Source organism: Imperialibacter sp. EC-SDR9 (assembly GCF_902498805.1).
Lineage (GTDB): Bacteria > Bacteroidota > Bacteroidia > Cytophagales > Cyclobacteriaceae > Imperialibacter.
Genome location: NZ_LR701580.1, coordinates 188,167 through 202,231, shown reverse-complemented (window position 1 = coordinate 202,231; position 14,065 = coordinate 188,167). Strand labels below are relative to the sequence as shown.

At 47.2% G+C, this 14,065-nt stretch carries 12 protein-coding genes; 5 read left to right on the top strand and 7 right to left on the bottom strand.

From position 1 onward, the window contains the following. Positions 1-11 precede the first annotated feature (11 nt). Positions 12-1,151 (top strand): carboxynorspermidine decarboxylase, encoded by a 1,140-nt coding sequence (gene nspC, locus GC130_RS10335; protein ID WP_151998219.1) that lies wholly within the window; start codon positions 12-14, stop codon positions 1,149-1,151. Here the strand turns inward: nspC and GC130_RS10330 are convergent. Continuing rightward, positions 1,143-2,528 (bottom strand): M20/M25/M40 family metallo-hydrolase, encoded by a 1,386-nt coding sequence (locus GC130_RS10330; protein WP_151998218.1) that lies wholly within the window; start codon positions 2,526-2,528, stop codon positions 1,143-1,145. The two genes, nspC and GC130_RS10330, sit on opposite strands and share 9 nt — an antisense overlap. Positions 2,529-2,614: 86 nt before the next feature. Here GC130_RS10330 and GC130_RS10325 point away from each other — a divergent pair, with 86 nt between their 5' ends. Beyond that, on the top strand, positions 2,615-3,361 hold the full coding sequence (locus GC130_RS10325; RefSeq protein ID WP_201568406.1) for a TIGR00730 family Rossman fold protein: 747 nt from the start codon (positions 2,615-2,617) through the stop codon (positions 3,359-3,361). A 5-nt stretch (positions 3,362-3,366) separates the two neighbouring features. On the opposite strand, the gene GC130_RS10320 is transcribed toward GC130_RS10325, so the two are convergent. The 6 genes from GC130_RS10320 to GC130_RS10295 form a co-directional block, all read right to left on the bottom strand. Continuing rightward, positions 3,367-4,440: an alanine racemase gene (locus GC130_RS10320; RefSeq protein ID WP_151998217.1), complete on the bottom strand. Its 1,074-nt coding sequence runs from the start codon at positions 4,438-4,440 to the stop codon at positions 3,367-3,369. Between the two features lie 76 nt (positions 4,441-4,516). Next, the gene (locus tag GC130_RS10315) at positions 4,517-4,966 is read right to left on the bottom strand and encodes a GNAT family N-acetyltransferase (RefSeq protein ID WP_193217825.1); all 450 of its coding nucleotides are present in this window, start codon (positions 4,964-4,966) and stop codon (positions 4,517-4,519) included. Then, the gene (locus tag GC130_RS10310) at positions 4,953-6,404 is read right to left on the bottom strand and encodes a sodium:solute symporter (RefSeq protein WP_151998215.1); all 1,452 of its coding nucleotides are present in this window, start codon (positions 6,402-6,404) and stop codon (positions 4,953-4,955) included. Before GC130_RS10310 ends, GC130_RS10315 begins: the two co-directional genes overlap by 14 nt. Positions 6,405-6,426: 22 nt before the next feature. Then, positions 6,427-7,287, bottom strand: a complete 861-nt coding sequence (locus GC130_RS10305) for a universal stress protein (protein WP_151998214.1) — start codon at positions 7,285-7,287, stop codon at positions 6,427-6,429. A gap of 15 nt (positions 7,288-7,302) precedes the next feature. After that, positions 7,303-7,689, bottom strand: a complete 387-nt coding sequence (locus tag GC130_RS10300; RefSeq protein WP_151998213.1) for an arsenate reductase family protein — start codon at positions 7,687-7,689, stop codon at positions 7,303-7,305. Next, on the bottom strand, positions 7,686-8,249 hold the full coding sequence (locus GC130_RS10295; RefSeq protein WP_226940423.1) for a Dps family protein: 564 nt from the start codon (positions 8,247-8,249) through the stop codon (positions 7,686-7,688). Before GC130_RS10295 ends, GC130_RS10300 begins: the two co-directional genes overlap by 4 nt. Positions 8,250-8,509: 260 nt before the next feature. Here GC130_RS10295 and GC130_RS10290 point away from each other — a divergent pair, with 260 nt between their 5' ends. From GC130_RS10290 to GC130_RS10280, 3 genes are all read left to right on the top strand, one after another. Further along, the gene (locus GC130_RS10290) at positions 8,510-9,040 is read left to right on the top strand and encodes a helix-turn-helix transcriptional regulator (protein ID WP_151998212.1); all 531 of its coding nucleotides are present in this window, start codon (positions 8,510-8,512) and stop codon (positions 9,038-9,040) included. A 121-nt stretch (positions 9,041-9,161) separates the two neighbouring features. After that, a complete protein-coding gene (locus GC130_RS10285) occupies positions 9,162-11,549 on the top strand; it encodes an ABC transporter permease (RefSeq protein ID WP_151998211.1) in 2,388 nt (795 codons plus the stop codon). Between the two features lie 392 nt (positions 11,550-11,941). Continuing rightward, positions 11,942-14,065: a nitrite/sulfite reductase gene (locus GC130_RS10280; RefSeq protein ID WP_151998210.1), complete on the top strand. Its 2,124-nt coding sequence runs from the start codon at positions 11,942-11,944 to the stop codon at positions 14,063-14,065.

The following is a 14,065-nucleotide window of genomic DNA, read 5'->3' as shown; positions in this document are numbered from 1 at the left end:
ACCAAGTGACCATGATTGACTACTCAAAAATACCTTCACCCTGCTATCTGCTCGAAGAGTCGCTGCTCCGCAGAAACCTTGAGCTAATGAACGACGTGCAGGAGCGGGCCGGTATCAGCATCATTCTGGCCTTCAAAGGCTTTGCCATGTGGAGCGCCTTTCCTTTGGTAAGGCAATACCTGAAAGGAGCCACTGCAAGTTCACTCTCTGAGGGCAGGCTTTGCTTTGAGGAGATGAAAACAAAGTCGCACACGTATGCTGTGGCCTACCGTGATCAGGAGTTTGATGAGATCATGGCTTTAAGTAGTCACATCACTTTTAATTCACTTAGCCAGTATGAGCGATTCAAAGACAAGGTTGTAGCCTTCCCCGAAAAAATCTCATGTGGCATTCGGGTCAACCCCGAGTACTCAGAAGTGACAACCGACTTGTACAATCCTTCGTCGCCTACTTCCCGCCTGGGCATGACGGCAGCGCACTTTGGCGACAAGCTGCCAGAGGGCATTGAGGGATTGCATTTCCATGTCTTGTGTGAATCCACTTCGTTCACTCTTGAAAATACGCTAAAAGCATTCGAAGAGAAGTTTGGGCACCTGATTCCACAAGTAAAATGGGTGAATATGGGGGGTGGGCATCTGATGACCAAAAAAGGATATGATACTGCCCACCTCGTTTCTATTCTGAAAGCATTCAGAGAAAAGTGGGGAGTAGAAGTCATCCTGGAGCCTGGCAGTGCCGTGGCCTGGGAAACCGGCGACCTGGTGTCTACTGTTCTCGACATTGTTGAAAACTCAGGCGTGAAAACAGCCATCCTGGATGCGTCATTTACCTGTCACATGCCAGATACCCTTGAAATGCCTTACAAGCCGAGAATTAGAGGGGCCAAAATGGATCCGGAAAAAGGCAAACCCACCTACCGCATGGGGGGCATGAGCTGCCTGGCCGGCGATTATATGAGCGAATACTCTTTCGAAAAAGAACTAGCGCCTGGCGATCTGATCGTTTTCGAGGACATGATCCACTACACGATGGTGAAAACTACCACCTTTAATGGTGTGCCCCACCCGTCTATCGGCATTTGGAAAGAAGACAATTCATTTCAACTGGTAAGGGAGTTTGGCTATGAGGACTACAAAAATCGTCTATCTTGATTCAATCCTCATTTCGTCATCGATACCCACTTCAGCCAAAACAATCAGCAGGGCTCTCTTGATTCCCAGCACACCGTCCTTGTTGATGAAATACTCATCAAGGGAGTGAGCATTTCTACCCATGCCTCCGCCGCCAATCGTGATGGCAGGTATTCCTTTTGAAATCGGAATATTAGAGTCGGTGCTGCCTCTTCTTAAGGTCGGCCTGCCGCCTACAAACTGTGTGGCAGCTATACCCCTTTGGACGATGGCCATGCTTTCGGGGTGCTCTCCAGAAGGGCGGTCGCCGATCATCTCGATTTTGACGGTCAAATCGGGCCCATGCCTTTTGAGCTTATTCTGATCGGCCAGCGCCTTGCGAACCGCTCGCTGGAGAATAGTATCTACCTTAACAAGGCTTTCAGGGCTCTCGGAACGCATGTCCACCTCCATAATAGATTCAAAGGGGATAGAATTAACCGAGGTGCCACCGGAAATTACACCTACGTTATAGTTTGTCTTTGGACCACTGCGAGTAAACTTATCAGCCTCATCAGTAAAATAAGTAATGGCTCTACCCAGTGCATGGTGAGGATTGCCCAAACCAAAGGCACCCCACGAATGTCCTCCGGGGCCCTCAAATGTAATCCGGTACCGGTGCGACCCAAGGGCCTGGTTGGTAACCGACTCATGGCCACTGCCGTCGACTGAGATAAAGGCGTCAATCTTAGGCCCGTTAGGCCCAAAAAGATACTTGGCTCCACGCAAATCGCCTTGACCCTCTTCTCCTACATTCCCTATAAACAAGATGTCGTTTTCGGGCTGAATGCCTGCTTTACGGATGGCCTTCATAATGGTGATAAGGATGGCTAGCCCCCTGGTGTCATCCGAAATACCCGGAGCTTTTAACGTATCGCCCGATTGCTGCACGTGGGTATCGGTTCCTTCCGGGAAAACCGTGTCTAGGTGGGCACAAAACGCCAGCACTTTGCCCCTTTTGGTTCCTTTGACCAAGCCGAATGCGTTCCATACTTCATCCTGCCAAACTGAGTCGGCGCCCGCTTCTTTCAGCAGCGACAAATATTTATCGCTTCGGTTCTTTTCTTTGTATGGAGGCGCTTCAATCTCGGTAAGAGCGATAAGCGTCTTAATGGTTTGCTCATCATAGTCCTCAATGAACTGGAATGCTTCTTTTACCTGCGGGTGAGCCGATAGCGCATCTATTTCTGCTTTGAAGGTGTCTTCAAGCTTCGGAGCCGTCATGGCTACTGGTGTTCTGCCAGCCACTGTGCTGTCTTGCTTATTTTCGCTAGTATCCGTTGTTTTGTCGCCGCAACCGGCCAGCAAGGCAAGTGAAAAAGCAGAAAATATAAGTCTGGAGGGAAATTTTATAGTCATATTCACGGTTGAGTGTATGGGCTAATGACGGAGAATTTAAAAATAGAGCCAATACAATTGTGATTGAAGGCGATTTTATTTGATCAATGATGGACAACAACACCGATACTAATAACCATAACGAAAAGAAGTTTTTAGAGGGGCCCGGTACCAGATGGAGGGAATTTAAGTATATCGTAAAAGTGGCACTTGAGTTTATTCGTGGATTCAGGGCGCTGCACTTTACGGGGCCATGCATCACAGTTTTTGGCTCTGCGAGGTTTGAGGAGGATCACCCCGCCTATAAGGCCGCACAGGAACTCGGACAGCAATTGGCCCTGGCAGGATTCACGGTGATGACAGGAGGCGGCCCGGGCATCATGGAGGCCGCACCAAGGGGAGCTAAAGAAGTTGGTGGTAAAACGATTGGCTGCAATATTGTGCTTCCACACGAGCAGCACGCCAACCCCTATCTCGACATTGTAGTCAACTTCAACTACTTCTTTGTGAGAAAGGTGCTTCTGCTAAAGTACTCCTACGGCTTTGTCGTGATGCCGGGCGGTGCAGGCACGATGGACGAGCTTTTTGAAACGCTGACGCTGATACAAACGGGAAAAATAAAGGGATTTCCGCTGGTGTTGTTTGGCAAAGACTATTGGAGCCACCTGGTTAGCCAGTTGGATCACATGGTGAAGGAAAAGACAGTATCACCCGAAGACCTGGATCTGTTTCTGGTGACTGATTCAGTGGAGGAAGCCGTTGAATATATCGAAAAAGTGTCGATCAAGAAGTTTGGATTAAAGCGGATCATGCTCAAGCCAAGCTGGGTGTTTGGCGAGAAGGTAACCACCTAGCAAAGCTACTCTACTACATACTTTTCAATGTAATCGGAGTTGAGCACACCCAGCACGCCCATGTACTTCATCTGAAAGGTCACTATGTCTCCCACCTGATAGTTCCTGTCGGAGTTGCCCAAATCAAGCACCAGCATGTCCGAGCTTGCTCCTATCACCGTCACTCCCCTTTCTTCCGGTATCAGAAAATCAGGCGCAATCTCCAGCAGGCCAATATCAACTATGGCCCGGTATGAGGTCTTCCCTATGTCTTCCTGCCTAATTTCAAAAACTTCGCCTGATGGGTTCTCTGCCAGCTCGCCCTCGGGAGTTTTTGGCTTTTGTGTAAGTTCTATAATCTGTGTGTAAAGCTTAAAAACATCCGTTTGCATGCCTTCCACTGTTCCGCCTGTGAATAAATCGGCTCCGAAATACAGCGTCTCCCCAATTCTGAAGTGGTTAACGCCTTTGGGTAGCAGGTCTCTTTGTAGTAAAGGAAAAGTAACCGAGGTGCCTCCTGATACCCAAGGAATCTTCTTATTGAACTTGGTTTCCACCAGCTCTTTGTACAAACTTAACTGAACCAGCTTATCAGGAGATGGCATCACCCCATTCAGGCAATTGAGGTTCGTACCCAATCCCACAATCTCAAGGTTAGGCAACTCAAATACCTGCTCATAAAATTCCAGAAGGTGATCGCCGACAACTCCCTCTCGCAAGTCGCCCATCTCAATCATGATAATCACCTTGTGCACTTTGCCTTGCCGCCTTGCCTCTTTGGACAATAGCTGCATGGTGGTGTACTCAGTATTGAAGCTAACGTCAGCATATTTGACAATCTTCAATATGTTTTTTTTCGCCGGGGGCTTTATATAAACTGTTTGGACATCGGGATTAATAGACTTCACCACCTTAAGGTTGCCTATTCTGGAGTCGTGAATCTCCCTCGTGCCCAGTTTGATTAATTCCTCTATGAAAGTTTTGTTGCCGCAGAGTAATTTGGATACAACTCCCCACTCAATATTACTCTCTTCAAACTTCGAATTGAGGAAGTCGTAATTGTGTTTGAGCTTGGTTCTGTTGAGTGTAATATAAGCCATCTTAAAATGATAAATCCACTGAATACAGCTCAGCAGACGGGTTGGTGTTGTTGGGATTTACTCAAAAAAGAGGGGATCAGTTTTTCACCAGCCTCATTTCCAGGTATTTATTGGTAAAGCCTAGCTTTTTGTACAAGTGTACGGCAGGATTTTCCGGTTCCACATGTAAGGCAATGTTGCCATCAGCGGAATCAATCGCTCTCTGCATTAGCTGCTTACCAATACCTTTCCCACGGTAATCTTTATGCATGGCAATGTATACAAGGATGTTCTCGGGTATGTAACCTTCCATGCCGGTTCGGTTTACCACCACAGTCCCGACAATCTTATCTTTTTCTTTGTCATGCGCTACCAGCACAAATCCTCCTGGCTTCAGGTTATCATCTAGTGCATAGTCTATGCATTTTAGAATATCTTCTTTTTCATCGCCAAATTCATCCAGATGCTTGTGCAGGAATGCCGCAATTAACATGCGTTGGTTCATACCAACAGTGGCGCCAGGTGTGAGAAGTTCATAGCTTATCATGAGCATAGGTTGTTTTAGTAGTGACTGAATTTAATATGACAAAAGTGATCGCTGAGGCTGAAATACCGAACACATTCGGATCCAGCTGAAGAGGCAGATCAATGGGCGCAATGCTTAAACCTACCGTAGTGGCCCCACCGATCAGCATCGACCAAAAAGCTGCCGTGCTCGATACTTTGGTGCCGAATAGTGCGGCGACAAGTGGAACCAGTAGCCCTGAAACTAAAAACGCATAAGAGTAAAGCATAAGTTCAAGCACGTTCTCCATAGTGCTGGCAAGGATGAGCGCTGCAACACCCACTCCCAGCGTAATCAACTGCGACATCCTTAGAGTTGACTTCGAAGTAGCCTCTGAGGTCGATTTAACTCCCAGGATATCGGTAACAATATTACCCGAGGCAGCCATCAAACAACTGTCGGCCGTTGACAGAATCGCCGAAAAATAGGCCGACATCATCAAGCCAAGCAGACCCACCGGCAAAATATCTCTCAGAAGTAAAGGCAACCCAATTTCTTCATCCATGGTTCCTGCACCAGCATAACCTAAGGCATCAAACATCCCTTGCTCCGCCGCCACTCTGGCAAAAAGGCCCAAAACAACGCCCATGATTGCCATAATTGGCCACTCGAAAAGACCTGCAATAAACCAGGCCTTTTGGGCTTCCTTCGGCCCTTTGCAAGCGTAGATTCTCTGGTACAAAGTCATCCCAACAAACCAAATGGGAATGATGGTCACAGCCCAGTTCACCAGCATTTGCCAGGTAAGGTTATCCCAGCGCAGGAACTCGGGTGGAAGTGTTTGAACAATTGCGTCATATCCGCCAATGGCGTGATAACCCATCGGAATGCCTATGAAGATCAAACCGGCCATGAGAATAATCCACTGAACGGTATCAGTGTAGATCACTGCTTTCAAGCCGCCCATGACAGTGTATACCACTGCTATCACCCCCATAACGAACAGGGCAGTCATGAGATCAAGGTCAACAAAAGTGGCCGAGGCGAGTTTAGCACCAGCCAGCATCTGGGAACTCGTAAAGCCGAGATAACCTATGGCAGAAATGATACCCGCCAACAAAGCAACTTTCTTATTGTAAAAGAGGCCGAAAATCTGTGGAAAAGTATAAAGCCCTTCAAGCTTCGACATTTTGCTTACCTTGGGAATAAGCACCACAGCTGAAAGCCAGGCACCAATCAGGCCCGTGAACAGCATCCACGATCCTGAAATTCCCATTGTGAAGCCAAGACCACCCAGCCCAATAGAAAAGCCACCGCCAACGTCGGTGGCCACCACGCTAAGGCCCACGTGCATGCTGCCCATGGACCGCCCTCCTACGTAATAGTCGTCGTCACTTTTGTTTTGCCTGAGGAAGAAGAACCCTATCCCCAGCATGATTACCATGTAAATAAAGAAAATGAGTATGTCCAGCCAATGCATTAAGTAGAATCCCTCGCTTTGTTTAATTCATAGAAACATTAACAGCCAAAACGGCTGGTGACGGCGCTTTCACAACATCTTCGGTGATGCTCCCAAATAAAAAGCGTTCAAGGCCAGTCTTATCGTAGGTCTTCATCATGATGAGATCGGCATCTACCTGCTCGCTAAATTCAACAATGGCTTCGACTTCCTTATCATGGTGTGTCGCATTGACAAAGAACTTCTCAAACCCAAGTTCAAGCGCTACTTTTTGCATTTTTGACTTTATTTCCTCCTCATCTATTAATTCGGTGTGCACTACGTTGAGCAAGTGAACAGTGGAGTTAAATGAGTCAACCCAGTGACTGATGAAGTCGGCCTCAGTGGGAAGAAATCGGCTGACATCTGTCGGTAGCACAATATTTTTGAACGATTCGGGCAGCACAGAACCCTCCAGCGCCAGCACTGGCACATTGGTATGCCTGATAATTCGCTGAACGACTGAGCCCGTCAAAGGATTACTTCCTTTGAAAGCCTCTTTATGTATCACCAGCAACGACGGATCATAGTCGTGCATGAATTCTTTGATTCCTACCTCGGGCGACTCCTCAATCTGATGAAAATGAATATCTCTGTGCAAGGCATTCATCTCTTCCAATACCCTCAAAAATTCATCCATTCCTTCAAATTTCAGCTCCGTTTTCACCACCTGAGGAAATGCCGCTCCATACCCTGCCATCAAGCCCACGTTCGGCAGAAAGGCAGCGCTTTCAATCGGTTTGAATTGTATGACTTCTATTCGCATCCCCAATGTTTTACCGATCCTGAGGGCAGCTTTCAATGCCATTTTTGATTCAGCCTGAAAATCAAACGGCACCATTATATAATTTTCTTTCCTTTGCATGGATTGTTTTTTACGTTACAGATTACTCTTTACTGACGGTGAAAACAGCTGATCAATTGCCTCCAGATCCCCATAGTCCCCGATGTATTTGACACGTTCAGAAGTCACCACAATTGGCGTCTTGAGTAATTCCGGATTCTTGTTGATTAACTTTAAAGTACCTTCAGTGTCAGAAATTTTGTACCCCTCAATAATCCTGGGGTCGATAAGGTCGCAAACATCCACCGTCATATCAGAGGCAAGGCTTGCAAAATGGGTCGACGTGAGTTTTTCCGCATCAATGTCTATTTTTTTTAGCTTGACATTAAGCGCCTCTGCCCTTGCCAGTAGCTTCCTGTCTCGCACCTTTGCACGGCTGTAAATGAAAATAGCTACCCTTGAGTGAGTTTGTAAGCTACTCATTTAACCTCCCATTTTTCGTTCAACCATGCACTAAGCATCCAGTGGTGCTTTTCCAACCCCTGAATATAGCTAGTGAGCATATCCTCCGTTCCGGTGTCATCACTTTCCTGAGCGGTGTGCACAACACTGTGCATGTGGGAAAGCAGGATTCTTATGTCGAGCAAAACTTCCACTACCATTTCCCTGGCCGGAAGCTCCTTCCTGATTTCTTTGATTTCGGCATTTTCGATATACTCACCCATCGTACTCATGGGCATTTGACCAAAAACCCGTATCCGCTCGGCAATGTCGTCAATGTGCCCTCTTGCCTCATCGTACAACTCTTCAAACTTCTCATGCAGCCGAAAGAAATCGTTTCCTTTCACATTCCAATGGAAGTTCCTTAGCTTCTGGTAATGCACTGAGTAATTGGCCAATAGCTGGTTAAGACCTTGAGTGATTTCTATGGTGTCGAGAGCAGAAAACCCTAGCTTCCTAAAGTCCTTCTTTTTCGAATTAGTATTCCTGGTTTTCTCTGTAGTAGTCATGTCGTCTTCTTTTAAGTCAGAAAATAATTTCAATCACCTTGCCGGTTGATTCATGTAGCATGCCCGACACGGCGCTCTTGACCGACTATGTCGCTAAGGAAAAAATTGACTAGAAGAAGTGTTAATAGGATTGATATATCGATTAATTTGATGTTTTGTAAAATTCATAACACTAATATTAACGACTGTTAATAGAAAATGTTTAATTTTTTTACATAAATTTACCCAAAAGTACACAATTGTTGTGAAAAACAACGAGGCCCTTGATCTAAATGTGAATATTTTTTACAAAAATGAAGTTTTTCGCTGACAACCTGAAATTTTTACGAAAGAAAGCTGGGCTGAGCCAGGAGCAGCTCGGTGAAAGGATTGCCCTCAACAGGGGTAATATTGCCAGTTACGAAAAAGGAACCGCAGAGCCCCGACTTGAGAACGTCCTGAAAATTGTAAAATTATTTAACATTGAGCTGTCTGATCTCCTGGAAAAAGACCTGTCGAATTCAGCGGCGATACAGGAGGAGTTAGAAAAAATGGGCTTACCCAACGAAGCTGCACCCATTCCGGCGGAGGAAGCAACAGCTCACCTGAAAGCAGAACTCATCGACAACCGGGCAAGGCTGGAGCGTTTTATGAGTCAATCGGATGATATGCAGAAAATACTTGAGGGATTCAGGCAGTTTCACAAGTTCAAAATGTCGAAATCAAGCGACATCTCCCGTGACGTTAAAAATATTGCCGACGACTATGAAAACTTGCTGGAGGTGATGGACGCCCTGCTGCTGTCGCACAAGGAGCTCATCAAATTCCTCGATGAGTCAAAATGATGTACGGGTTGTTCCATTTTGAAACAGAACAACACACCCTCCTTGAAATTAATTGATTGATTAACAGCTGCTTATAAAAATGGCATTTACTTAGCCCTGGATTTTAGCAAAAAAAGTAGCTATGATCAGGAACTACCTTTTGATTGCTTACCGCAACCTTGTCAGGAATAAAACTTTCTCGCTGCTAAACATTATTGGACTGGCTGTTGGCATCACAGCCGCCATCACCATTGGGGCATTTATTATTGGTGAGCTCAAAGTTGATGCGTTTCAGCAGGAGGCCAGCAATACCTATTTGTTGTATTGGAATGAGGATTTGAAGGGTGAAGGCAGCAGAAACGTGGGCCTGACCACCAGACAAGACGCTGAATTACTCAAAGGCCAACTTGCTTCGGTTAGCGATGTCATCAATGTGCGCAACATCCGGTCTTCAGTCCAAATCGGCGACCAAAAGTACTCCAGCGACGTGCTTATGGCAGAGAAGCACTTCTTTCAGTTTTTTGATTTCGAGCTCCTCAAAGGCGACCCCAACACAGCGCTCAGCGATCCATCGTCTGTCATTCTAACAGAGACGCTTGCCCGCAAGTATTTCGGCAGCACTGACCCCATTGGCCAAACGCTCCGCCTAACCGGTGATTTTGAAGTGCCGCTAAAAGTCACCGGCATCGTCAAAAATTACCCAGACAGCCACATGAAAATCAGTGCGATAGTGCCCTGGGAAATCAAAACCACCGACGGTCAACTCATTTCACAGTGGTACAAGCTGTCAGTTTACACCTATATCAAGAGTACTCTATCAGCCGACACAAGAACGCTGGAAAAGCAAATTGAAGCTCTATATGCCAAGGCCGACTACCAGCTAGTGAAGGATCACCCAAGGCTAATCTCCGTGGCTGACATTTATCTCCAGGCAGGCAATTTCGATTTCATGGATGGCTTCCAGTTTGGCAGCCCATCAACCATAAAAACACTTGGTGTAATAGGTCTGTTGACCCTTTTTATGGCCTGCATCAATTTCATCAACGCCTCCACAGCACAATCGATGAAAAGAGCCAAAGAAGTTGGCGTCAGAAAAAGCATGGGTGCTTCATCGGCCCAGCTAAGGTGGCAGTTCTTGTTTGAGGCAGTCATTATCGTCGCACTGGCATGGGGCGTGGGTGCCACCCTTTCCGACATTGGCAAGCCTCTTTTTGCAGAACTAACCGGTAGAAGCATCTACATCAGCATTTGGCAGGAACAAAGTGGCATTATCCTGCTAGTCTCAGTGTTTGTCTTTACAGCCCTGTTCTCGGGCTTGTACCCGTCGCTGGTGATGTCATCGTGGAGTCCGGTGGAGTCGCTAAAAGGCAAGCTGTTGAAAGGTAAAGGAAGTCGAACCTTCAGAGAGCTGCTTATTTCTTTCCAGTTTGTAGTTACGGTTTGCCTTATTGCAGGCTCACTTCTTATTTACAGGCAAAACCAGTTCATGCTCAGCAAAGACCTTGGCTTTGACAAGGAGCAGGTGGTGGTGATGAGGGTGAGTCAAAACTCAGCGATCTTCAAACAACAGCAAGCATTTCTGCAGGAGCTGGCCACGGTGCCCAATGTAGTAATAGCCTCAGCCGGCATGGACGCCCTTGGCGACGGTTACACCAACAACTCCTACTATGCGGTGCCTGAAGGTGGCACGGTCAACGAAAGCGGTGTAATGTCCACCTACTTTACGGTTGACGATAAATTCAGCGACGTGTACAATATCGGCGTTACATCGGGAAGGTTTCTTGACACAAAATTCGCCTCCGACAGCACTGGTGTGGTGATCAACGAAACCCTCGCAGAAGGCCTCGGCTACGACGACCCTGTGGGCCGTACCGTTAAGATATGGGGAGACGACAGCCAGCCACTCCACATTGTTGGTGTGTTGAAAGACTTTCATTTTCAATCGCTTCACAAACAAGTGCAACCCGCCCTCTGTATCCTCAACCGCATGAACGGCTGGAACATTGCCGCACGGCTCAGCGGAAACAACTACCCGGCTACGCTTGACGCCATCAGGGAAAAGTGGGAAAGCATGGAATCAGAGGCAGCGTTTAATTACACCTTTCTCGATGAAGATTTCGCCCGCTTTTACAACGACGAGCAACGACTTCTCAGTGCCATCAATTTCTTTTCCATACTGAGCATTCTGGTGGCCTGCATTGGCTTGTATGGACTCACCAGCTTCATGGTTCAACAACGCACCAAGGAAATTGGCATCCGTAAGGTGCTTGGTGCTTCCATTTCCGGTATCCTCCTTTTGCTCAACAGAAGGCTGCTGGTGATACTTGGGTTGTCGGTTCTTGTTGCCACACCTATCACTTTTGCTGCCATCGATGCCTGGCTGTCAGCATTCGCTTACAAAGCCGGGATCAGTTGGTGGTCGTTTGGAGCAGCCGGGCTTCTGGTCGCAAGTGTCATTGTGCTGACCGTTTCTGTCATTAGCTTAAACGCAGCAAGGCGGAATCCCGTTAGAGTGCTCAGGTACGAGTAGCACATCCTGGCACCGTTGTGTACTATCTTGACGTCAGGCATATCCAAAAGCCAAAGAAACTTTTGAAAAAGTGCCTGAAAAGTGCCTGATTATTTGGATTGGGTAAAATTTATGACGCAATCTTTGGATTTATAAAATCCCAACTTTAGCATTGTATAAAATTTCAAAGTTAGTGATTTCGACTGCTACCCAATTTTTGATTAATGAGAAAGAGTTCGCCTCAAACAGGTGTGCTTGCTGGTTCTGGTGTTGTCCGGAAGCGGAAAGGCATTTAATTAGTGTGGTAGCAAATCGAAACAACGAGTAATAGCGCCATCCAAAACATAAATGAAAGCCTTTCCAGCTACCAAAGCGGAAAGGCTTTTTGTTTTTTATCCCAAGAAAATTCAGCCATGCAAAGTTTCAGAAGTGAGTTAGAAGACATCAACAATCCGGTCATTGAGAAAGACATCATTGACCTGGCAGACAAAATTTCAAAATTCAGGAACCTGCAAATCGATGACGACAAGTTCCGCAGCGTGCGCCTTGCCCGGGGCGTGTATGGTCAGCGACAGCAAGGTGTGCAAATGGTCAGGATCAAGCTGCCCTACGGCAGAATCACCACCAAGCAATTGGTGCACATAGCTAACTTGTCGGATGAGTTCGCCAGCAGCACCCTGCACGCCACTACCCGCCAGGATATCCAGATTCACTACGTGAGCCTCGACAGGACGCCGGAACTGTGGGCCAAGCTGGAAAAGGAAAAGATTACCCTTAGGGAAGCCTGCGGCAACACGGTAAGAAATGTAACAGGTTCGGCCAAGGCGGGCATCGACCCCAACGAGCCATTTGATATCACGCCGTATGCTCAGGCCACATTCGAGTATTTTCTGCGCAATCCTATCTGTCAGGAAATGGGCAGAAAGTTTAAGATTTCCTTCTCCTCTTCAGATGAGGATTCCGCCTTCTCTTTCATCCACGACATTGGGTTCATTGCCAAATTCAAGCAGGTAAATGGAAAAGAGGTTAGAGGTTTTAAAGTGGTTGTGGGAGGTGGTCTTGGTGCACAGCCCATGCTGGCTCAGGTGGCATATGAGTTTATGGAAGAAGATCAAATCATTCCATTTGCCGAGTCGCTCTTGCGGGTTTTTGACAGGTATGGTGAAAGGGCTCGCCGTCAAAAGGCACGCATGAAGTTTTTGATGGCTGAAATTGGGTTGCAGGGTTTACTCGATCTCGCTAAAGCGGAGTATCCGGCACTTAAACACAAGACGTACAAAATCGACACAAATTCGGTACAGCAGCCCGAACCACAACCGGAGGGAAAGGTGTATCAGGAAGTAAGCATCGACAATGAGGCACGGTACCAACTATGGCTGCAGACCAATGTGTTTCCACAGAAGCAAAAAGGCTTCTTCGCTATTGGACTAAAAACCCAGCTGGGCAATCTGAGTTCCGACAAAGCAAGAGCGTTGGCGGAAGTGGTGAGTGAATTTGCGGCTGATGAATTAAGAATCACTGTTACGCAAGGCTTTATCCTAAAATTCGTGAGGGAAGAGGCGCTCCGGGGTCTTTACGTGGCATTAGACAAGCTGGGGCTGGCCAATCCCGGTTTCGAATCGACTGCTGACGTGGCTGCCTGCCCAGGCACCGACACGTGTAACCTGGGAATTTCCAGCAGCTATGGCATCGCTGTAGAGCTGGAGAGAGTGATGACGGAAGAATTTCCCGATCTGGTTAAAAACAGTGACATCAGCATTAAAATCAGCGGTTGCCCTAACTCTTGCGGACAACATGGTATTGCTGGTATTGGCTTCCACGGCAGCTCTCAGAAAAAAGACGGGCTGGTACTCCCTGCTCTGCAAGTGCTCCTCGGTGGTGGAGTTGACGCCGACGGCAATGGCCGAATCGCCAACAAAGTGATCAAGATACCAAGTAAAAGAGGGCCTGAAGCGCTCCGTATGCTTTTGGCTGATTACGACGAAAATGGCAACGATGGTGAGTACTATAAAGACTACTTCGCCAGACAAGGCGACCGGTATTTCTATACTTTGCTGAAGCCCCTTACTTCACTTGACGATCTCTCAGAGGCTGATTTTGTGGACTGGGGTGAAGAACAGAATTTCAAGGTGGAAACAGCCGTGGGTGAATGTGCCGGGGTGATCATTGACCTGGTGGCGACGTTGTTCTATGATTCTGAGGAAAAGCTCGACTGGGCGAATGAAGCGTTTGCGGAGGGCCGTTGGGCTGACTCGCTTTATCATAGCTACAATGTGTTTGTCACTTCAGCCAAGGCGCTGTTGCTTTCCGAAGATGTGAAAAACAACACGCAGATAGCGATCATCAGAGATTTTGACAGAATTTTTGTTGAAAAAGGGGAGTTCTCCTTCCCGGAAGGCAGCTTCGAAGCACACATCACCAAAATAAGCAGTAACGAACCGACGGAAGCGTTCGCCAGCACATTTAAAGAGGAAGCAGCTGCGTTTATCGAAAAGGTGAAAGCCGTCCGTACCAGGCAGCTTATTACCTCCAACTAA